At 37.2% G+C, this 21,808-nt stretch carries 15 protein-coding genes; 8 read left to right on the top strand and 7 right to left on the bottom strand.

All coding sequences use genetic code 11. From position 1 onward, the window contains the following. The first annotated feature begins 464 nt into the window (after positions 1-464). Positions 465-2,915: a cell division protein HetF gene (gene hetF / locus WJM97_RS18255; RefSeq protein WP_353930201.1), complete on the top strand. Its 2,451-nt coding sequence runs from the start codon at positions 465-467 to the stop codon at positions 2,913-2,915. Between the two features lie 118 nt (positions 2,916-3,033). After that, positions 3,034-3,372 (top strand): P-II family nitrogen regulator, encoded by a 339-nt coding sequence (locus tag WJM97_RS18250; protein ID WP_353930200.1) that lies wholly within the window; start codon positions 3,034-3,036, stop codon positions 3,370-3,372. A 75-nt stretch (positions 3,373-3,447) separates the two neighbouring features. Here WJM97_RS18250 and WJM97_RS18245 read toward each other — a convergent pair whose 3' ends face one another. Further along, positions 3,448-4,788 (bottom strand): TMEM143 family protein, encoded by a 1,341-nt coding sequence (locus tag WJM97_RS18245; RefSeq protein ID WP_353930199.1) that lies wholly within the window; start codon positions 4,786-4,788, stop codon positions 3,448-3,450. A gap of 346 nt (positions 4,789-5,134) precedes the next feature. Here WJM97_RS18245 and WJM97_RS18240 point away from each other — a divergent pair, with 346 nt between their 5' ends. Next, entirely contained in the window at positions 5,135-7,813 is a 2,679-nt protein-coding gene (locus tag WJM97_RS18240) for a hypothetical protein (RefSeq protein WP_353930198.1), read from the top strand. 4 nt (positions 7,814-7,817) lie between these two features. Here the strand turns inward: WJM97_RS18240 and rdgB are convergent, their stop codons facing one another. The 6 genes from rdgB to fraC all read right to left on the bottom strand — a co-directional run bounded on the left by rdgB (position 7,818) and on the right by fraC (position 13,196). Beyond that, complete coding sequence (gene rdgB / locus WJM97_RS18235) at positions 7,818-8,396, bottom strand: RdgB/HAM1 family non-canonical purine NTP pyrophosphatase (RefSeq protein WP_353930197.1); 579 nt, start codon at positions 8,394-8,396, stop codon at positions 7,818-7,820. Positions 8,397-8,487: 91 nt separating this feature from the next. Next, positions 8,488-9,930 carry a phosphoglucomutase/phosphomannomutase family protein gene (locus WJM97_RS18230; protein ID WP_353930196.1) on the bottom strand — a complete coding sequence of 481 codons (1,443 nt, stop codon included), beginning with the start codon at positions 9,928-9,930 and terminating at the stop codon, positions 8,488-8,490. 89 nt (positions 9,931-10,019) lie between these two features. Next, positions 10,020-10,667, bottom strand: coding sequence for a phosphoribosylglycinamide formyltransferase (purN, locus tag WJM97_RS18225; protein WP_353930195.1), 648 nt, complete (start codon positions 10,665-10,667; stop codon positions 10,020-10,022). A gap of 100 nt (positions 10,668-10,767) precedes the next feature. Further along, positions 10,768-11,547, bottom strand: a complete 780-nt coding sequence (locus WJM97_RS18220) for an ABC transporter permease subunit (protein WP_353930194.1) — start codon at positions 11,545-11,547, stop codon at positions 10,768-10,770. Positions 11,548-11,579: 32 nt separating this feature from the next. Further along, a complete protein-coding gene (gene fraD, locus WJM97_RS18215; RefSeq protein WP_353930193.1) occupies positions 11,580-12,578 on the bottom strand; it encodes a septal junction protein FraD in 999 nt (332 codons plus the stop codon). A 66-nt stretch (positions 12,579-12,644) separates the two neighbouring features. Further along, positions 12,645-13,196: a filament integrity protein FraC gene (fraC, locus tag WJM97_RS18210; RefSeq protein ID WP_353930192.1), complete on the bottom strand. Its 552-nt coding sequence runs from the start codon at positions 13,194-13,196 to the stop codon at positions 12,645-12,647. A gap of 308 nt (positions 13,197-13,504) precedes the next feature. Here fraC and WJM97_RS18205 point away from each other — a divergent pair, with 308 nt between their 5' ends. From WJM97_RS18205 to WJM97_RS18185, 5 genes are all read left to right on the top strand, one after another. Further along, positions 13,505-14,641, top strand: a complete 1,137-nt coding sequence (locus tag WJM97_RS18205) for a cob(I)yrinic acid a,c-diamide adenosyltransferase (RefSeq protein ID WP_353930191.1) — start codon at positions 13,505-13,507, stop codon at positions 14,639-14,641. Positions 14,642-15,107: 466 nt separating this feature from the next. After that, a complete protein-coding gene (ilvB, locus tag WJM97_RS18200; protein ID WP_353930190.1) occupies positions 15,108-17,000 on the top strand; it encodes a biosynthetic-type acetolactate synthase large subunit in 1,893 nt (630 codons plus the stop codon). 228 nt (positions 17,001-17,228) lie between these two features. Further along, positions 17,229-17,702, top strand: coding sequence for a hypothetical protein (locus WJM97_RS18195; protein WP_353930189.1), 474 nt, complete (start codon positions 17,229-17,231; stop codon positions 17,700-17,702). A gap of 1,570 nt (positions 17,703-19,272) precedes the next feature. Further along, positions 19,273-20,391, top strand: a complete 1,119-nt coding sequence (locus tag WJM97_RS18190) for a sodium-dependent bicarbonate transport family permease (protein WP_353930188.1) — start codon at positions 19,273-19,275, stop codon at positions 20,389-20,391. Positions 20,392-20,488: 97 nt separating this feature from the next. Further along, positions 20,489-20,821: a hypothetical protein gene (locus WJM97_RS18185; protein WP_353930187.1), complete on the top strand. Its 333-nt coding sequence runs from the start codon at positions 20,489-20,491 to the stop codon at positions 20,819-20,821. The last annotated feature ends 987 nt before the right edge of the window (positions 20,822-21,808 follow it).

Below are 21,808 nucleotides of genomic sequence, written 5' to 3'. Positions count from 1 at the left end.
ATGCCTATAAGTTGGGTGATGACAACTAAGAAGTCATACAGCAAGCTTTGCTAACAGCCGGAATTTGCACAACAGGAGATTAGGTATAATTTGTGATCTGGACTGGAAAAAGCTGAATGCTGATCTGCTGTTGTGAAACAATCAACTCCTGTCAGGAGTCAGAAATAAAAAAAGTCATCTACCATTTGAATACATAACTCAGATCAGATCCGGTTAATTACTGAAATAATGGGCTAAATGAATCAATCTTGATTTTTTAACCATTACCAATCACCTGTTTTTTAGCGTCTCATTGATGATTGTGAGTAAACTGGAATCATAGATAATATAGCAGTGGAAAAAGTTGTGAAAGCATTATTTAAAGCTAAAACATAATTATGTAAATAATTTTACCCTTTGTATTGACCCTTAACCATTACCTCTTATCTGGCCACAACAACCATTTTCAACACTAATCTACATATATGTCATCTTATGAATTTCACATTTCTGTCACCCCAGTAGGACAAAATGACTACTTGGTGAGGACAGAACAAGTAGCCCCCGGAGTACCATTAGCAGAAGAATTAGTAAGTTGGCCTGTATCTGAGTGGTTAGCAGCGGCAGGACATTTAATGAATGATCCTTTGCAAATGGTGTTACAAGGGGATGCAATAGCCAGAAACTCGGTCAACTTTGTGGCATTAGGTCAACAATTATATAATGCACTGTTCCAAGGGACTCTTAGGGATAGTTGGATTACTGCCCAAGGTATTGCCCAACATCAACAACAGGTATTACGTTTACGTTTGGGGCTAAAAGATACTAAATTAGCACGTTTACCCTGGGAAGTGATGCACGCTGGCGATCGCCCCCTAGCGACTGGGCCATATATCGCCTTTTCTCGCTACCAAACTGGTATTCCCTCCACATCCAGACTACCTACACACAAAATCTCTGCACAAGACGGCACAGGGATCAAAGTATTAATGATTATTTCTTCCCCCACAGATCAAGTTCGTCTTGATTTATTAAAGGAAGAAGCGATGAATCTTCAATCAGAACTACAACGGCAAATTCCCCACTCGACAGAAAACGGTAGTTATATCCCCGAAATTGAACTCACAGTTTTAGATCAACCAGGAAGAGAAGAACTCACCCAAGCCTTGGAACAGGGAAGATATCACGTCCTCCACTACTCCGGTCATAGTAACTTAGGTGGGAATGGAGGAGAAATTTATTTAGTTAGTAGAAGAACCGGGTTAACAGAAACCTTGAGTGGTGATGATTTAGCCGGGTTATTAGTTAATAATAATATCCAAATGGCGGTGTTTAACTCCTGTTTGGGAGCATATAGAGCTAAGTCTGATGGTGGTGGAGAAACAGGAGAGCGGAACTTAACGGAAAGTTTGGTTAAAAGGGGAATTAGTAGCGTTTTAGCTATGTCAGAACGGATTCCCGATGAAGTAGCACTGACACTCACACAACTGTTTTACCGCAATTTAAGTCAAGGTTATCCTTTAGATTTGTGTGTCAGTCGGGTGCGTCAAGGCTTAATTTCTGCCTATGGTTCTCACCAGATGTACTGGGCATTACCAATTTTATATGTTCATCAAGAATTTGAGGGTTTTCTCGCGCCACAATTGGCATTATCCCCCAGTTCTGATTTACTGAATGGATATCAACCACCACTAGAAACACCTTCCCATGGAATTTATGGGGCGACAAATGATTTAGAAATACCTTTAACGATGGAAGAAATGATGCCTTCTGGATTAGTCAGAGACCCTTCGGATCTCGATTGGCTAGAAGATGATACTTGGGGGGATTTAAGTGATGACCTAGAATACGATAGCCCCGGTTATGATGATGACTCGGCTATCGTCGCTGATTTATTTCGTCAACTTGGTAATTCCCCATCTATGGGGACAGAACCAGCCATGAAGGCAGAATTAGAAGCCAAACCAAAAGAGAATTTTCTTCAGGAACAACATCCTTCCCAGGTAGGAGGGGAGGTTGATCTTTGGGGAGATAGCACTACTCCTGCAAATTCAAATGTTGCCGATCATCTGGCAGTTTCTCCCCAAATCACATTACCACCGCCAAACAAACCCCGTCGCCGTCTCTGGCCAATTGTAGGGGCAGGGGTTGTAGCTGTAATTTTTGGTTTAGGTTGGTGGTGGAATAGTAGTAATCGTCAATCGGTGGTGACAAAAATACCGGATCTGCCGGAGCGGAAAATTCCCCAGAGTAAATTAGCACCTATTGATCTGCAAACATCGTCCACAGGGATAGTTACAGCCGAAGCTACAGAAAAATTAAGCCAAGGTGACTTAGACAAGGGTTTAGAGGCTGTAGAAGTATTACTAAACCGTGGGGCTTTTGATGCAGCCGAAACAGCTGTAAATTTAATTCCGGCTGATCAGCAAGAAAACCACTATGTAAAATTTTTATGGGGGAGATTAGCTTGGCAATCTGCCCAAACTCAAAATAAAAAATATAGTATTGATGATGCTCGTCGTTATTGGGAGACTGCTGCACAGGATCAGCCCAATTCGGTTTTGTATAAAAATGCTTTGGGATTTGCTTACTATGCGGAAGGAAATCTTGATCGGGCTAATGATGCTTGGTTTAAAGCTGTGAATTTATCAGTAATAGAACCAAATACAAACTTGACAACTGCTAACTCTGCTAATAATATCATGCCATCTGAGGTTGCTACTGCCTATGCAGGGTTAGCCTTGGGTTTATATAAATCTGCAAATAGTCAACCTGCGGATAAACAACAACAATACCTGACAAAAGCCATTAACCTACGTCAACAGGTGATTCAGGATGAACCAGTCAAATTTACTGTGGATAAATTAGCTCAAAATTGGTTATGGACAGAACAGGCGATCGCAGATTGGCGATCGCTACTTGAGGAAAAAGAATAGAGGTGAAATCAATTACATCACGTTCTCATATTAAATAAGTAAAGCTATAGTTACAGCTTTCGGCAAGGAATCTGGTTAGATATATAAACAACGCCTTAGAAGTCGGGAATTGAAAAAAATGAAAAAAGTAGAAGCTATTATCCGTCCATTTAAGCTGGATGAGGTAAAAATCGCTCTGGTTAATGCGGGAATTGTGGGAATGACTATTTCTGAAGTCCGTGGTTTTGGTCGGCAGAAAGGCCAAACTGAACGCTACCGGGGTTCGGAATATACGGTTGAATTCCTACAAAAGCTCAAAGTAGAAATTGTTGTAGAAGATAACCAAGTTGATATGGTAGTGGATAAAATTATTTCTGCTGCCCGTACTGGTGAAATTGGTGATGGTAAAATATTTATCTCCCCTGTCGAGCAAATTGTACGGATTCGGACTGGAGAAAAGAACACAGAAGCTGTATAAACTTTACATCATTTACAAACCTCAATAGCAACATTTTTGTGGTGCGGGCATCTTGCCCGCTATTTTTTATACTTTTTATAAAATGATGCCATTATACTGAAAGGCATTATCCCAGACATAATCAATCACTGCTTTAGCATCATCTAAACAAGGAACTTGACATTCTCCTTTTTGGTTATAGGTAAGTAAAGAAATCTCTGTGAAAGTATGTGCATTTTCTCTACTTTGCACCCGTCCACAAATATCTTTTAAATTTCCCACTGGGCCTTGAATATCAAAGTTAATCTTTGTTCCTAACTTATTTTTCATCCAAGTTTCAATCCGATGATCTAATTCTTCAGGTGTTAATGGTTTAGGACTGGTCAGTAAATGATAATATGCCAAAATAATCTCTTTACATTCTTCTTCTTCTCCTAATTCAATAAACATCTGAAACACACTCGCATTGTTACCCAAATTCTGAAAAAATAGGGTATCAGTGACAGTTTTTTGAAACTTGATTTTTTTACTTTTATAAGTATTGTATTGTTTAAAGGCAAATCCCCCCAAGGTAATTGCTAATGATAAAGTGGCTACGAAAATAGGCATAATATTTTTGATTTTCTCAGGATCTATACTTAATAAATCAACAATAAATTGCACATTAAAAGCTAATAAAACTGCCGCAATTAGTAATAATAAATTAGGCAGTGTTCTTAATATCAAAGGAATAGCTGCACCAATAGCAGGAATACCAAATAATAGGCGATCTTTCCATGTCATACTTGTTTTGACATTGGGGAATAGTAAGTCAATATCTAGTTTAGGAATATCTTTATAGAAGTAAACATACATTTTTCCAGGAATAAATTTTAAATCTTCTATTTTAATTTTTTTGGCTTTAAAATAGGCAGGTTCTTTAAACTTTATCAATACAACGATCCGTTCAAAAATATCTATTTTCTTTTGTTCTTCCCAAAAGTAAAACTTTTTAACAGAAATTTCTTTATAAACATCACCACGATAATAACAAATGAATTTATCAAAATCGGCAAAATCTACATCTGTTTTTAAATCAATTAAAGACTTTGTATCTAGTGCTTTTTGAATAACCGCTTCTGATAAAGGAATATAATTAGCTCGTTCGACAATATGCTCAAAGGCTTCAATTACCTTCAATTCCATATCACCATATTCTGCACAAGAAGGTGGGTTTATCGGTAAAATATCTGCATTTGGGTTAAAAGGAATATAATTTTCTTTAATAATTTCTAAGGTTTTGTGGAAGCGAAAATGATAATATGCCGTGAGAATTTGACAAAATTCTGGAAATTTTTGAGCATCAGATTCATTTAGCTGGCCATCGGCTAAACAAAGTTTGATAATATCATTGCGAGTGTGAGGAATGAAGGCTTCTAAATTTTCGTGAAAACTCATTTTAGATGATTAATCGGAAGATAATTAAAGAACAAAAAATTAGACTTGTATGACTTTTAATTTCAGGGGTTAAACCAGATTATTGACTTAATCCTGTAATTTGTTTCAGTATCTTAACATATTGAATACAAAAATACACATATTATTAGCGCAGAATACTTGCAATTTAACTTTTATGCAATTATTATGTTAATAAGTATATAAATTACTACATCCAGCAATCAACCAAATGTTAAAAATCTTATTTCTATGATTTCTCAGAAAATGTAGTTAATGAAAAGATAGCTAATTTTCTAAAAGATTACCTATTTTGCACATATTAAGTTCTCAAATATTTAGATAAAACATGAGTAAACAAAATCAATATTCATCGAAAAAAGTATCTATCTTATTTCTAAAAATCACCCAAGCTAAAATCTTACCTAGATTTGTAGGTTTTCTAATCATCTTATTTGGTAGCTTTAACTATTCAGTTGCTATTGCTCAAACATCAGAAAATGTTAATATTTCGAGAGACGTAAAACCAACAAAAGAGTGTTTAGAAACTATATCTATCAACTGGACTGATGTAGAAAAATGGGTTTGGAAGAAATTGTGTAACGGAGAAGATGCTTTATTAGATAAATATCAGACAGAGAGGGAAAGAAAAACTGGAGAAACAAGTCAAAAGGAAATATCACCTAATTTCATTAAAACTATTTTATCAGATGCTAACTTTACTAAAATATTACCCAGAAAAATATTAATACAAAATGGTGTGATTACAAAAAAATTAGATTTATCTTCCGCAAATATTGATAAAGAACTACATCTAGAAAAGTTTATCTTTGCACAAGATGTCACCTTTGCTAAGGCAAAGATTTCTGAGTCTATATATTTTGATAATTCTACTTTTAAGAAAACCTTAGCTATTAATGAAGCAGTGGTTAATGGTAATATTTTTATGAGAAAAGTTGAGTTTAGTAATTATCAAGAATCAAAGATTCCAGCTAACGAGGAGATAATATTTATTAATTTAAGAGGTACAAAAGTAGATAGTAGTATTAATTTAAAAGATGCAAAAATTTGTCATCAAGAATTCCTTAACAGAAAATTTAATTTACCTGTCTATGGTTTATCTGCTTCCAAAGCACAGGTTAATAACTCAATTGTTATGGATAATAGCAAGTTTTATTCATGTGAAGTTCAATTAGACTCGGTAAAGGTAGAACAGAGTATTGTATTTAATATCAATACTAAATTCCAACGCATGAATCTGAATAATGCTCAAATTAATACTTTACTGATTAAAATTCCTGATGATGCAAATTCTTATATCAATCAGCTAAAATTACTAGAAATATTGAAAGATGATCAAGAAACATTTAATGCTCTGCGAGAAAAAATCACTAAAATAGTTAATCAAGATGATTCTAATAATACTTATGAAATTATCAAGTTTATTTTTATTCAGAAGATAATTCTAGAAGATGTAAATGCTAAAACGTTTCAAATTGATTCTCAAAAAAGTCAAGATAAAATCCTACCGGAATTAAATCTTAAATCTCAAATGTATGCAGAAAAAAATAATTCAGAAGAACTAAAACAGTGTGAATTAGAAATAGATGGCTTTGGCTATCAAAATATTAACAATACTGCTTTAAATATTTTGGGTTTATGCTTAAATAGTATTTATGAAAATGAAATAAATAATCATAATAAAAATTCTCCAGAGAACAATAATAATCAAACAATTATTAAATTATTTCAACCTCTGGAACAAGCTGCTAAAGCATCTAGAAATTTAGGCCGTTATGATTTAGAACGGGAGTTTTTATATCAGAGGAAAAAATTAGAAATATATATTGCTCCCAATGTATGGGAAAAATATATACTCATGATGCAAGACTTTATGTATGGTTTTGGTTATCAAAGAAATAAAATACTTTATTTTTTCTTACTGATATGGTCTCCCGGTTTCTTTCTTGCATATTTTCAACTTCAACACAAGCAAAAAATGATTTTAAACAATGTTTGTAAGATTGTTGAACAGGAAAAAGAAGATGAAGAAATTCAAGCAGCTAATATAGTAGAAATTAAGAAGGTCGCAAAATATATAGATTCAGTTCAAGAAGTAATTTTTTGTGGTTCTCTTGAGAAGAGTATTGTTAATAATGATAAAATCCGAGTACCATTTGCTGTTCAAAAAGATCAAGATGCAAAAAAATTATGGCTTAATATTTTAATCATCACATTGATACCAACTAGTTCTATCTTATTTGCAACTTATATATCTTTTTATGGTTCGTTAATATGGACTATTTTACCATGTTGTTATTATGTATTATACAAGTTATTTAAATGTAATCAGAAGGTAGAAATAAAAGATGTTAAATCAGAAATATTTATTACATTTAAGGATGAAAATAATAAAGATGAGCAGTTGTTTTACACAAACAAAGTCATGGGTATTCAAAACCATGAAGATGAATATTCAATATCTGTAAAATCTCAGGATGAGAAGAATAAAAGTAAACAGTTGTTGTCTCTAAAAAAATCTCCCCAAGATGCAGATAAAAATATCTACTTTAGGTTAAATTTGACATTAGATGATCAAGATAGTTTTTTAGGTGAAAATCAAAAGGATGCGATTATAGACTTTATTGAAAGGTTAGATGTGAGAAATCCTAGAAACAGAAAAATTGGTTTTTGTGATGATCTATTTCCAGAATCTAAACTATTTCTCCTATATTTCCAGACAATTAAAACCCACAATGGGACTCAGCAAATAGTATGCTTTTATGATGCAGACAAGGATCTTTTTTATGTAGAAGATGGTAAGCGTATTTTATTATGGCGATTGTGGCAAAGTGCTATATTCAGCCTTGACATCTTACTCCCGTTAGTTGAACTAGATCCGGAATTACATAAATTTATCTTTGATGATTCAGAAGGATTAACAAGAGCATATTTCACACTGCAAAAAATATTGGCAACAATTATCGCCAGTGTTCTTTTACCAGTTCTATTCATCACTGGTTTATAACTCCTCAATCCTTAAATTTTACCAACTGCGGTACTAAAGCATTTAAAGCATTACCACGATGACTAATTGACTTTTTCAACTCCGGTGACATTTGGGCAAAGGTTAACTGTTTTTCTGGAACATAAAAAATCGGATCATAACCAAAACCACCATCTCCACGAATTTCATAGAGAATTTCACCTTGACAAATACCCTCAGATTGTAAAATTATTTCCCCTTGAGGGTTGGAAACTGCTACTGCACAAAGAAACTGTGCTTGACGATTTTCCGTATCACCCAATTCCCGTAATAACCGTGAAATGCGTTCTGTATCAGTATTACCATAACGGGCAGAATACACTCCTGGCGCACCATTGAGGACATCTACAGCTAAACCAGAGTCATCAGCGATCGCCCATTTACCTGTAGCTTTTGCAACTTCTGAGGCTTTTAAACAAGCATTTTCGACAAAGGTTGTTCCGGTTTCTTCAACATCTAAATCTGCGGGTTTTAAGATTAATTCCCATTGGGAATCAGCTAAATATGCTTGCATTTCCCGCAATTTTCCAGGGTTTCCAGTAGCGACGACGAGTGTTTTAGTCATTGGAATTAGGTGACTGGTGATTGGTGACTGGTGATTGGTGACTGGTGAAGATTAATAACCCCATTACCAATTACCAATTACCCATTACGAATTAATTTGATTCTGCCCAATTTTTAGCCCAAGTCAATGTTTGATGAACTTGTTCTAAGGTTGGTGCTTCACAATAAAGACGTAAAACTGGTTCAGTTCCACTAAATCTAATCATTAACCAACTTTGATCTTCTAGACGGAATTTGTAACCATCTATTTGATTACAATCAATGACTTTTTTACCTGCAATTTCTGTTAAAGGTTTATTTTCTAATTGTTGTAATAATTTACCTCTCACTTCCATACTTGCTAAGGGTAAATCTATCCGATCATAAGCTGAGAAAAAGTTAGTTTTTTGTTGTAGTTGTTGATAATATTCCCCTAAATCTAAACCGGATTCTACTACGGCTTCTAAGACATACAATGCTGATAATAAAGCGTCTCTTTCGGGAATATGGCTACCATAACCAATTCCGCCAGATTCTTCACCACCGAGTAATACCTCTGTATCTAACATTCTATCGGCTATGTATTTATAACCTACGGCGGTTTCAAAGACTGATAAATTTAGTGATTTTGCCACTAGGGGAATTAAATCAGAACCGCTGACGGTTTTAACAATTTCTCCTGTAAAATTGCGTCTGGTTTTGAGGTGATCTATTAAGATGGGAATTAGGATTTGGGAACTGAGGAAATTAGAGTTTTTATCTACGGCGGCGATGCGATCGCAATCTCCATCAAATACTAATCCTACTGTTAAGGGTGAGTGATTATTTTCCTCATGATTTTTTATTTCTGTAAATAATTTTGATAGATATTTTGGTAAAGGTTCAGGCGCACCACCTTCAAATAAAGGATCACGGTTACTATTAATTTCTTTAACTTTTGATCCTAATAATCTTCCTAAACCACTGGCGGCTGCACCGTGCATAACGTCGGTAAATAATGTTAATTTATCTGATGATATTGCTTGTCTAATTTTCTCAATATTTACTTTCTTTTCTAATGCTTGACAATAACTAGGCCAAGGATCAAATGTTTCCTCTTTACCCGGTGTATCTGTGGTTGGTATTTCCACTGTTAGTAGTTTTTCTATTTCTTTGGTAACTTCTGGAGGTACTGAACCACCAAATGCACTCTTGACTTTTAACCCTGAATATGAGCCAGGGTTATGACTAGCGGTAATTACTAACGCACCTAAAGCGTTAAGGTCTTTTGCTGCCCAACTAAATGCGGGAGTGGGTGCATAGCTATCACTAAATATGACATCAAAACCCACAGCTTTGACAGCATCAGCAACAACACGGGCGAAATTTTCCGCCATAAAACGGCGATCATAACCAACAATAATGGTACGGCTGCCCACTGTAGAATTATAGGTGTTGTATAATACTTGGGCGGCGATCGGGGCTACTAATGCTAGACGTTCAAAGGTGAATTCATCAGCGATTACACCTCGCCACCCATCAGTACCAAACTTGATCGGTCTAGTTAAAATTGACATGGAGATATCCTAAAATTTACTAACTCAATATTGTATTACTGTACCCTTTCTAGGATTAAAGTGAGGAGATAGGTAATTTAATTAACCAATTACCCATTACCGATATTAGCGATCGCCAAAGGTAAAATTCGATGCTCTTGCACCTGGATTCTTGCGTGTAGTGTTTCCACTGTATCATCAGGCAAAATTGGTACAGCGGCTTGCATTAAAATTGGTCCGCTATCCACTGCTAAACAGACGAGATGCACAGTACAGCCTGTGATTTTTACCCCTGCTGCCAAAGCTTGTTCAACAGCCCGGACACCCTTAAAACTGGGTAATAAACTGGGATGGATATTAATAATTCTATCAGGAAAAGCGTCAATTAATTCTTGGGTAACTAAACGCATCCAACCAGCCATAATCACAAAGTCTACATCATGTTGGCGTAGGGTTTGGACAATTTGCCGGTCTAAATCTGCGCGGGTTTTGAAATCACGATGATTTAAAAGTACAGATTTGACACCATGATTTTCTGCCCTGACTGCGGCCTTAGCTTTAGGATTATTGTAGATTAAGACTTGAATTTTAGCATTGATTTGACCATTGGCGATCGCCTGGGCAACTACTTCAAAATTACTACCATTTCCTGAAGCCATCACTCCTAATTTTATGGGTTTCGTGGTTGCTAAGTTGTGAATAGAAATGTCAGGAGAAATTAGACTAGATGTAACATCAATTTGGTATGATTGATCCATAAAATTATGAATATACTCTGAACTTATGAACTACTAAGATTACCATAAAAAAGACTATTTTGATTCTTGACTTCTGGAAATTCTAAATTCTGCAACTCTTTTAAAATTCCTTTTTTAAGAAGATTAAAATCGCCATAGCTAACAACATGAAACTATAAATTAAACCATAAATTCCATGACCAAATAATGTAATTACATCTGGTATTGCTTGCATTCCATAAACTGCATCATTTTGTAGATTTAAGCGTGATAAATCTGGAAGAATTAGATATAAAGCCTGGGTGAAACGTTCTACTGCTGGGTTTTCTGTCAAGCGTCCAAGTGCAACCAAATCTTGTGTAATATTCCCCATTAAATAAACAGCAAAAGTTAAAGCCGTAGCGATTAATGAACTGGTAAAAACTCCCAATGTAATAGCAATAGCGGTAATTAATGTTAATTGCAAAAATATAAATAATACAGCAATTAAAAAACTGGTAAAGGGATAAACAATCTTACTCAGTTGTAAAAACACTAAAGCAATTGCTGTCATTGCTAAGAGGAGTACACCCAAGACACCAGATAAACCTAAATATTTACTGGTGATAAATTCACTCCGACTGATGGGTTTAGCAATTAACATTAAGATGGTGCGTTTTTCAATTTCTTTATTAACTAATCCCGTACCGATAAATATAGCAATAATTAACCCGATTACATTCATGGCCGCTAAACAAAAATCCAAGAATATTTTATCTTGGGTGGTGGCCGCAAATTCAAAAATTGCCCGGTTAGCGATCGCCAGAATGATGGCATAAAAACCGATGATATAGAGAATGTGATCGCGGATCACTTCCTGAAAAACATTTTTAGCTAAGACAATAGTTCTGTTTGGATTCATAATTTTTGAGTGCTTGATAACTGATCAATAATTTACCGTTTTGGTGGTGGTGAACCGAGAAAAAATCTACTGTTGCGATCGCATTCAATTGTTGCAACTGATCTTTGACTTTCTGCGTTTTGCACCTGAATACGACAGGATTTTTGTAAGAAGAATCCCCGTGGGTTTTTACTTGGCCCTTGCCAAATACTGAGGATATCTAATTTGTAACCCGATGGGATATTAGATATTCTAGGTTCAATTCTCCATAGTGCTTTTTCTTCATATTCATTTAGGTTTTCATCTATCAGATTTTTACCTATATTACCAACTTGTTGATTAGCTTCTAATAACCATCTTTCTACTTCTGACCAAGTTCTGTTAGCTATTTGTGCTTCTATTTTTGGTTGAATTTTATTTAAAATCATATTACCATTTTGCGGCTTATCACTTTTTGGTTCTATTCTGACTACAAAGCTACTATTCTGAAAATTATCAGCGGATAAACTAGGATATTCTTTGAACCATTTATCTATAACAAAATAAAACTGAATCCAGCAACTAATCAACATAGACCAAGCCAGTAAAATAATAATTTTTTGCCGGACTTCTAGTTTAGGAATAGTAGTTTTTGCTAATGTACCTGTACCTGTAAAAAATTCTGGTATTCCTGTGATTATCGCTGCTAATGTTGGCCAGAGAACAATCGTTCTAGGTGTGACTACACTCTCCTGATCTCCGAATGCAAAGACGCTAACCAAAAACCCTGTAATTAATGCTCCCACTGGCATAAAAGTTCCCGGAACTCTCACCGGATCATCGGTAGTGTACCAAGCTGTACCAGCAATTAAAAATGCCCAACCCATGAAGGCAATTATAGCTTTTATTGGTCCGGTGGCGAAATATGAACTACCCCAGGAAAACACACTTAAATAGATAAATGTCTGCCAAGAAAAAGCTTTAGGAGGCATTAATATTTTTTGCACTCCTGAAAATAAATCTTGAATAAACTTAAATAACTGAAATACTTCTTTAAACAATGATGAATTCATATTTAACCTACTATTGAGTGAATATGATTTAGATTATCCTGAAAAAATCAAATAATACCAAAACATTTACCTTGTACGTATAGCAAAATCACGAATTAATATAATAATAGTGATAGCACTATAACTTAAAGAATTGGCAATTAATGTACTGGTGATTAAGTTGGCATTTTGCAGCCTGATTCTTTCATGTTTTAATATTTTATGCCGTTGGGATGTTTCTATGATTTCTTCATTTTTACCGAGTTCATCCAAAGATACAATTAGTAATTTAAGACAGAAAAATTTCATTAAAAATGTAGCTAAGAAGATGACAAAACTCATCATAATTATATAATTTTGAGTTCTGGGATTTTTGAAATAGTTAAAAAATACATAGCTAATTAATTCTGATTTAATTTCTACAGGTAATATCGGCTCAAACAGAAAGAATATATTCCAACCAATGACGCTAGAAAAAACATTCATAGCTATGGCGTAGAAAATGCTGGTTTTTTTATCAAATTTTAGGTTTTTATGGAGAATATACCCTTCTATGGGAATAGCAACCAGTAAAAATAAAGTTTCAAACACAATTGCCCCAATGGGTAAGATTCTTGGTAATGATAATTCGTCAGGCATAAAACATCAATAAATTAAGGATTGGGTATTTTTGTTAATAGTACACAAAGGTCGAACTGTGCAAAGTATAACTGAGATCATGGTGATGATGGTGGAAATTATCTCATTTTTTTTACCATTTTAGATGTTGGTGTACCAGTATATTTAGGTAAGCAGTCAGCTATGGAGTCAGGCAAAAGTGAAGTGCTTGTGATTGCTAAGTTTTATTCATGGCGATATCCTACACCCTGACTAAGTCAAAATCTTACTCCTATTTAGGCAGGAGGTTGGGTAAGATAAGAAACTGCGACGTTACGGCTTTGCCAAAGATGACAAGAAATGGGATCGGTATCCGCACAGCACAGGTGCGTTCAGAACGGCTGACTGGTCAAATTCACGTCTATGATGGTCTTGGGAAAGGTAAGTCCCAAGCAGCTTTAGGGGTGGTTTTGCGTTCTATTGGTCTAGGTATTAACGCTGGTGAAAATTATCATCGGGTGTTACTTTTGCGGTTTTTGAAGGGGCCAGAACGGGATTATGATGAAGATGGGGCAATTATGGCTTTACAGCGTGGTTTTCCCCATTTAATTGATCAGGTGCGTACGGGGAGGGCCGAATTTTTTGGCCCTGATGAAATTATTTCCTTTGACAAAACGGAAGCTGCACGGGGTTGGGATGTGGCTAAGGGGGCGATCGCTTCTGGGTTATATTCTGTAGTGGTTTTAGATGAAATTAACCCGGTGTTAGATTTGGGTTTGTTACCTGTGGATGAGGTGGTCAATACTTTAAAATCTAAACCCCAGGAATTGGAAATTATTACGACTGGACGCGCTGCACCACAACAGTTACTAGATATTGCGGATTTACATTCAGAGATGAAACCCCAACACCACCCCACAGCCGCAGAATTGTTAATTGAAGGTATAGAAATTTATACTGGTGCGGGCAAAGGTAAATCTACCAGTGCCTTGGGTAAGGCTTTACAGGCAATAGGTAGGGGGATTAATCATCCTGGTTCTACCCGTGTATTAATTATGCAGTGGTTAAAGGGTGGTAGTGGATATACGGAGGATGCAGCGATCGCCGCTTTGCAACAGTCTTATCCTGAAGTAGTGGATCATTTACGTTGTGGTAGAGATGCCATTGTTTGGCGTAATTCTCGTCAAGAATTAGACTATATAGAAGCAGAAAGAGGTTGGGAAATTGCCAAAACTGCCATCGCATCAGGTGTATATAAAACCATCATTCTCGATGAACTTAACCCCACCGTTGACTTAGAATTGTTACCCGTTGATCCGATTGTACAGGCTTTATTGCGTAAACCTAGAGATACAGAAGTAATTATTACTGGGCGCTGTCAAAATCAACCTGCATACTTTGATTTAGCCAGTATCCATTCTGAGGTTTACTGTCATAAACACTACGCAAATCAAGGAGTAGAATTAAAGCGGGGAGTAGATTTTTAAATGTATGGGCGGGTTTTTCCCGTCCCATTATGACCCAAACAGCAACTTAAGATATTATAAAATGTTGAGTTAAAAAAGAACAGGTCAACACCAATACTCAAGGAACTGGGTACATGAATAGATTCTCAAAAATTATCAGGTTTACCAGCGGTGCTGGTCAGGATGAGGGTAGCATTGACATACCTCCTCGTCCTAAAGGAGCGAGGATTCCTTGACACTTCGCTGGGATGCGCCACAAGTGGTCTTACCGTCCCTCCATGTCCGTTTAGAGTCTCCCAATGCCCTATGGCGACTATACCTAAATTTTACCATAAAGCCGTCCTAGAAGGACGGGGCTTGTATCCCATTCTTTTGGTCAAGGGTGTCAAGTTGCTGTTTCCCATGCTGGTAAAAATGTTAGACTGAAGTTCTAAATACAGAAATACAGAATCTAAGGGTTAAGTTTAGTTATATTTTGAGGTTAACCGTGCGCTCCCCTTCTCAAATCAGTCCCCCACAATCGGAAAATCAAAAATCTGCTGCTATTTCAACCGCGTCAGATGTCACTCCCAAACGGGCTTCTGGCGGTTTTGCTTTGATGGATAGTTTACTGCGTCATGGTGTCGAGTATATTTTCGGCTATCCCGGCGGGGCAATTCTACCCATATACGATGATCTATATAAAGTAAAAGCAACAAGACCTATTGAACACATTCTTGTTAGACATGAACAGGGTGCTTCCCATGCTGCGGATGGTTATGCCCGTGCAACTGGCAAAGTAGGTATCTGTTTTGGTACTTCCGGTCCAGGGGCAACTAATCTAGTTACAGGTATTGCGACAGCTTACATGGATTCAATTCCCATGATTGTTGTCACAGGACAAGTACCACGTCCAGCTATTGGTACAGATGCTTTTCAAGAAACTGATATCTACGGAATTACTCTACCTATTGTTAAGCATTCTTACGTAGTTCGTGACCCTAAAGATATGGCGCGAATTGTGGCCGAGGCATTCCACATTGCCAGTACAGGTAGACCAGGCCCTGTTTTGATAGATGTGCCTAAAGATGTCGCCTTAGAAGAATTTAACTATGTACCTGTAGAACCAGGTTCAGTTAAGTTACCTGGATATCGTCCCACCGTAAAGGGCAACCCCAGACAAATTAACGCAGCTATACAGTTAATGCGTGAAAGTCGCCGTCCCTTATTGTATGTGGGTGGGGGTGCGATCGCTGCCAATGCCCATGTAGAAGTTCAACAACTGGCAGAATTATTTAATATTCCCGTCACTACGACTTTAATGGGGATCGGTGCATTTGATGAACATCACCCCCTATCTGTGGGAATGTTGGGAATGCACGGTACTGCTTACGCTAACTTTGCAGTCACAGATTGTGATTTACTAATTTGCGTCGGTGCGAGATTTGATGACCGAGTAACAGGTAAATTAGATGAATTTGCCTCCCACGCTAAAGTCATTCACATTGATATTGATCCAGCAGAAGTAGGTAAAAACCGAGTTCCTGAAGTGCCAATTGTTGGTGATGTTAAAACCGTTTTGAAAGACTTATTACGGCGATGTCAACAGACAAACGGTAACACTATACCCAACCGCAATCAAGAATGGTTAAATCTAATTAACCGTTGGAAACAAGATTATCCTTTAGTTGTACCTCATTACGCTGACAGCATTTCTCCCCAAGAGGTAATAGTCGAAGTTGGCAACCAAGCCCCTAACGCATTTTATACCACTGATGTTGGTCAACATCAAATGTGGGCGGCTCAGTTTCTGAAGAATGGCCCCAGACGCTGGATCTCCAGTGCAGGTTTAGGCACAATGGGTTTTGGTGTACCTGCGGCTATGGGTGCAAAAGTTGCTTTCCCTGATGAAGAGGTAATTTGTATTAGCGGTGACGCTAGTTTTCAAATGTGCTTGCAGGAGTTAGGGACATTATCACAGTATGGTATTAATGTCAAGACTGTAATTTTAAATAACGGTTGGCAGGGAATGGTACGCCAATGGCAAGAAGCTTTTTATGGTGAGCGTTATTCCTGCTCTAACATGGAAGTAGGAATGCCAGATATTGAACTCTTGGCACAGGCTTACGGAATTAAAGGCATGATAATTAACAGCCGGGATGAATTGGCTGATAAAATTGCCGAAATGCTGGCACATAATGGCCCTGTAATTGTAGATGTCCGCGTTACCAGAAACGAAAACTGCTATCCAATGGTAGCCCCTGGTAAGAGTAATGCACAGATGTTTGGTTTACCCAAACCAGTTCCTACAACCGCAGTCGAGCCAGTTTACTGCAACCATTGTGGCACAAAAAACCCACCTAACCATAATTTCTGTGCTGAGTGTGGGAATAAGTTGTAGGTAGAAACTTGTGTCGGTTGGGTTAAAAGAGGCAAGGGAGCAGGGAGCAGGGGGAAAGATACCAGACGAGCTTGTACTCCACCCCAGTTCATTTTCCTCTGTTAACCTAATTTACTGAGTTATTTAAAATACCACTTTTTGTAAAATGTATGAAAAAATTTAACCGTCTCTGTAATTTTCTGCAATGATTTAGAAATCTAAGAAATTAGCTAAATCAAAAGGATGATCATGTCTAAAAGCGAGTTGGTTAAAAGCAAAATCAAAACTCCAGTTAAGCTAACACCAAAAGAGGCGATCGCTATCCTGGGGTTGTTTTCTGCCTCTACTGAGGCTGAAGGGATTATTCCTACTGAAGAATTTCCCTTAATAGAAATGTTAGAAGGTATAAGTCCGTTTGAGGAAGACTCAGAGGAGGACTTTAACGCATTGACAACCAAAGTTAACACGATCAGAGATGAAAATGAAGTAGAGACTTTAATACCTAGTGCCATCGCCTCCTTAACTAAAAAGCAAGATCGGGAATCAGCTTACATCATTTCTGCTATTTTGATATTAGGCATGGATGAAGACATACCAGAATCAGAAGAAGAATATTTGTTTGAGCTTCAAGAAGCATTAAAAATTTCCGATGAACGTGCAGAAGAACTGATAGACGAAGTTTTCGAAGAATTAGAAGAAGAGGAGGAAGAAGAAGAGGAGTAAAAAATTTTTGTCTATCTGAATTTTAGATATTAGCAAATGTGGAAAAAGTTTTTGCTTTTGCAATTCTTAAATAAATAAATTTTTTAGCTCATGACCAGCAAACTATAGGCTATCATGAGCTTCTTATATTTTATCCCACATTCCGTACTTCAAAATGTAGTAAAAACTAAGTATCATAAGCAGCAGACATGGTTAAATATAAATACGTAATTTTAACAGTAAAAATATAAACATTAATTTCAATTAAACTACTATAGTCATTTAACTTTAAATTGAGACATCAAGCTAAACAACAACCACGGAAATTTAATCTTCTAAACATTTGTACCGCCTTGGTTATCCTACAATCATTATCTACAGAAATTATCACTTTTTGTCTCATTCTTAAGTTAAACAACTATAGTAACAAAATGAAGATATGTCTGTAAGAACAGACACACCCATAGAGGAAGATAAAAAAGCACAACCAATTCTCATATAATCGGTATAGATTTTTTTTTACACAACTAAAGGAGTTCCGCCAAGCTGCATACCAATGTTTATGTCTGGCAAAAAACGCAATATTTGAAATGATGGATGCAATATTATTGACACGCAACACGCCTATACTCTGGCAGACATATCACTGTGTCTAGTATTTAGGCGTAAGTGGTCAAGTATTTATTTTCTTTGTTTACCTAATAGTTAAATAATAGTTGTCATAGAGTAAAATTATACATTTACAAATAAAGCTTATTTTCCCTTGATACATAAGCTGTAGCTTATATGAGGTATATAATATTTATTTAACATTTCTGGTTCAGAGTGACCTTTTTTGAGAAAAAAGGCTGTATGATATCTTTAACGAAACGGTTGAAAAAAGTTTTGGTTTTTGATTTGAATTGCATACGGTGATGATGAGCGTGATCCCTAAAGGTCATAGCATAAATTTGAGCATAGCTTAAATTTACACTTCACATAATTAATTCATTTTAATGATAGCACCAAGAACATATTATTATTCGGCCAATTTGGCTGAAGCTAAACACAGAGTTAAGCACTACTTTATAGGTAAAACAAAGATGTTGATAGTACCCATTTAAAACCACAATATATGTCACATAAAGAACATCAAGGCTGTTAATAAAAACTTGTTTTCACTTTTCCAGCCTCAATGCTGATGAAAAAAATGACTGGTATCAGCAGTAATTAGCCAACATTCATACTTCCAACTAATAGTTAGGTAGAGCAATTATCGGTTTCTACCGTAGCCTTTTCTTGCTAAAAAAACATGATTAAATCCTTAAAATCTACGTTGTTGAAAGTTGAAGAAAAGTTGGCAGTTTAGCTGAAAAATTGTGTTTTATTTAGCAGACCAAAATTATTGGTGTTGCATCTCTGCGGGATGATCTGAAGGTTACTCTAAGTGCGAATAAATGCTTAAAGCATCTATGAAGTTATTACTTCATTACCTTCAATATGTTGTCAGGGTCAAATGCTGAACCTTACTTTCGTCAACTTTTCAATGCTCATTTAACGCTCATTTATTACAGTAATCATTCCTCGTTAGAGGAAGTTGAAGGAGGTATTTATGGATTTTTTGTCTGATTTCTTCACGAAATTCGGGGCGCAGTTGCAGTCCCCGACGCTCGGCTTTCTGATTGGTGGTATAGTCATTGCCGCCTTCGGTAGCCAACTGCAAATTCCAGATGCGATCTATAAGTTTATCGTCTTCATGCTGCTCATCAAAGTTGGTCTGAGCGGCGGTATTGCAATCCGCAATTCCAATCTGACAGAGATGCTGTTGCCCGCACTATTTGCCGTGGTAATGGGGATTCTGATTGTGTTTATCGGGCGCTACACGTTGGCTAAAATGCCGAACGTCAAAACCGTGGATGCCATTGCGACTGCGGGCTTATTCGGTGCCGTGAGTGGCTCTACCCTCGCAGCTGGCATAACGGTATTGGAAGCGCAAGGTATCGAATACGAAGCCTGGGCTGGCGCACTCTATCCCTTCATGGACATCCCAGCACTCGTGACGGCGATTGTCGTGGCCAGCATTCATACCAGCAAAAAACGCGACAAGTATTTCAGCGAGGAGGAGTATCTCAGCAAGCAGCCTGTTGCCGCAGGGGAGTATCCCAGCGGGCAGGAGTATCCCACCACCAGACAGGAGTATCTCAGCCAGCAACGCGGTACCGCAAATAAGGTAGAGATATGGCCTATCGTGCAGGAAAGCCTCCAGGGATCTGCCCTATCAGCATTGCTGCTCGGCCTCGCTCTAGGCATACTAACTCGTCCGGAAAGTGTATTTGAAAGCTTTTACGAACCCCTCTTCCGCGGACTGCTTTCAATACTGATGCTGGTAATGGGTATGGAGGCATGGTCAAGGATTGGCGAGCTACGCAAGGTAGGCCAGTGGTACGCTATATATGCCTTTTTTGCACCGCTGCTGCATGGGTTTATAGCCTTCGGTCTCGGCATGATTGCCCACTACGTTACTAATTTTAGTGCTGGCGGTGTCGCGCTCCTAGCCATCATTGCTGCCTCCAGTTCAGACATCTCAGGCCCGCCTACTTTACGCGCTGGTATCCCATCGGCTAATCCCTCTGCGTACATCGGAGCGTCCACAGCAGTCGGTACGCCAGTTGCGATCGCCTTGGGAATACCTCTCTACATCGGGCTTGCCCAGGCGCTGATGGGCGGCTGATACGAGACTGGTCGCAGTCTGTCAGCGTTCCCTTGACCCGGCAGACCAAGCAACTCAATATATAATATCAATCTATCTAGGGAAGGAGGTAACCAACATGGCCAAGCAAGCCAAAAAGCTCGTCATCGTCACGGAAAAGATTCTGCTAAAAAAGATCGCCAATATCATCGCTGAATGCGGAGCGACTGGTTATACGGTGGTGGAAACTGGCGGTAAAGGCAGTCGCAACGTGCGCTCTTCGGGACAACCTAACGTTTCCGACACCCAGGCAAATATAAAGTTCGAGGTGATCACCGAAAATCGGGATATGGCCCAGAATATTGCGGATAAGATCGCAGTGAACTTTTTCAACGATTATGCGGGCATTGCTTATATCTGTGATGCGGAGGTACTGTACGCGCACACTTTCTGCGGTCCAGACGGCTGTTGAATCGAAACGACGCAGACCTAAAAATCCGGGGCATGACCCCCGCTTTTTGGTAGTCGTTACTCAAAACGTTAGTTGATTTAGATGATGTCCAAGGGGAGAAACTGATGATGATTCAAGATAATCTCAACACCTATTTGCCCACGTCACTTACTGACAACTAAGCTTGTCTCGATCCAGGCAACCGCATCTAAAGCATAACTATCTTTGATAGGTTGCCTTTTTCATAAGTAGTCATACAAAATAAATTTTATAGTTAGGATAGGGAACAGCGTACAGATAAGAACTATATAGGTTCTTGTTTGGTTTGAAAATGTTAAATTAATTTTGCTTAGGTATTTAGTATTATCAGTCTTGACAATGAGACTAGAAGGCTCAACAAGTTTTAAAATATCCGGCAATACACGAAGAGTGGTAAAGCAGATACTGGTATAGTAGTAGTATTTAAATATTACATTCAGAAATTAGTATTTTGAGTGCTAAAGGCTGTATGCTATTTTTATTGAAATTCCTTCTAGAGTAAGTTCTGGTCTTTTGTTACTAGGATATACTCTGTTGCCTTTGTTGTCGTTAACTTACATAAATACACACAATTTAAGCACAACCAAGTAACAGGGTTTCTCCGTAACCCAAGAATATTTTTACCTAGTTTCACCCGACATAACACTTAATATTCAACTGACCAAAATGCAAATGCCCAAAAATGATAAAATCAAATTTCTTTAAAAAATCATTTTGCTAAATCTCATAGATATCTAAAATATATCTAGTCAGTTGCAAGTTTTATGCCAATTTTAGCAAACATACACACTATCAATTCAGATAGAACTCAGTTCTTTAAGGTGAGTGAAAAGGTAGCTTAGAAATTCCCCATATTTCAGAAAATGGGAATTATAAAAGCCACCCAAAAATTATCACTGTAAATAAAATATAACATAATTACATTTTTCCTCACTATTTGAGTTTCTACTAGATGAGTGTAGATGTTTT

The organism is Okeanomitos corallinicola TIOX110, assembly GCF_038050375.1.
GTDB lineage: Bacteria > Cyanobacteriota > Cyanobacteriia > Cyanobacteriales > Nostocaceae > Okeanomitos > Okeanomitos corallinicola.
This window is presented reverse-complemented; position numbering and strand designations above follow the sequence as displayed.

Excerpts from the sequence above, each read along its gene's own strand:
- hetF (WP_353930201.1), top strand. The coding sequence starts at position 465 with ATGTCATCTTATGAATTTCACATTTCTGTCACCCCAGTAGGACAAAAT.
- WJM97_RS18250 (WP_353930200.1), top strand. The coding sequence starts at position 3,034 with ATGAAAAAAGTAGAAGCTATTATCCGTCCATTTAAGCTGGATGAGGTA.
- WJM97_RS18245 (WP_353930199.1), bottom strand. The coding sequence starts at position 4,788 with ATGAGTTTTCACGAAAATTTAGAAGCCTTCATTCCTCACACTCGCAAT.
- WJM97_RS18240 (WP_353930198.1), top strand. The coding sequence starts at position 5,135 with ATGAGTAAACAAAATCAATATTCATCGAAAAAAGTATCTATCTTATTT.
- rdgB (WP_353930197.1), bottom strand. The coding sequence starts at position 8,396 with ATGACTAAAACACTCGTCGTCGCTACTGGAAACCCTGGAAAATTGCGG.
- WJM97_RS18230 (WP_353930196.1), bottom strand. The coding sequence starts at position 9,930 with ATGTCAATTTTAACTAGACCGATCAAGTTTGGTACTGATGGGTGGCGA.
- purN (WP_353930195.1), bottom strand. The coding sequence starts at position 10,667 with ATGGATCAATCATACCAAATTGATGTTACATCTAGTCTAATTTCTCCT.
- WJM97_RS18220 (WP_353930194.1), bottom strand. The coding sequence starts at position 11,547 with ATGAATCCAAACAGAACTATTGTCTTAGCTAAAAATGTTTTTCAGGAA.
- fraD (WP_353930193.1), bottom strand. The coding sequence starts at position 12,578 with ATGAATTCATCATTGTTTAAAGAAGTATTTCAGTTATTTAAGTTTATT.
- fraC (WP_353930192.1), bottom strand. The coding sequence starts at position 13,196 with ATGCCTGACGAATTATCATTACCAAGAATCTTACCCATTGGGGCAATT.
- WJM97_RS18205 (WP_353930191.1), top strand. The coding sequence starts at position 13,505 with ATGACAAGAAATGGGATCGGTATCCGCACAGCACAGGTGCGTTCAGAA.
- WJM97_RS18195 (WP_353930189.1), top strand. The coding sequence starts at position 17,229 with ATGTCTAAAAGCGAGTTGGTTAAAAGCAAAATCAAAACTCCAGTTAAG.
- WJM97_RS18190 (WP_353930188.1), top strand. The coding sequence starts at position 19,273 with ATGGATTTTTTGTCTGATTTCTTCACGAAATTCGGGGCGCAGTTGCAG.
- WJM97_RS18185 (WP_353930187.1), top strand. The coding sequence starts at position 20,489 with ATGGCCAAGCAAGCCAAAAAGCTCGTCATCGTCACGGAAAAGATTCTG.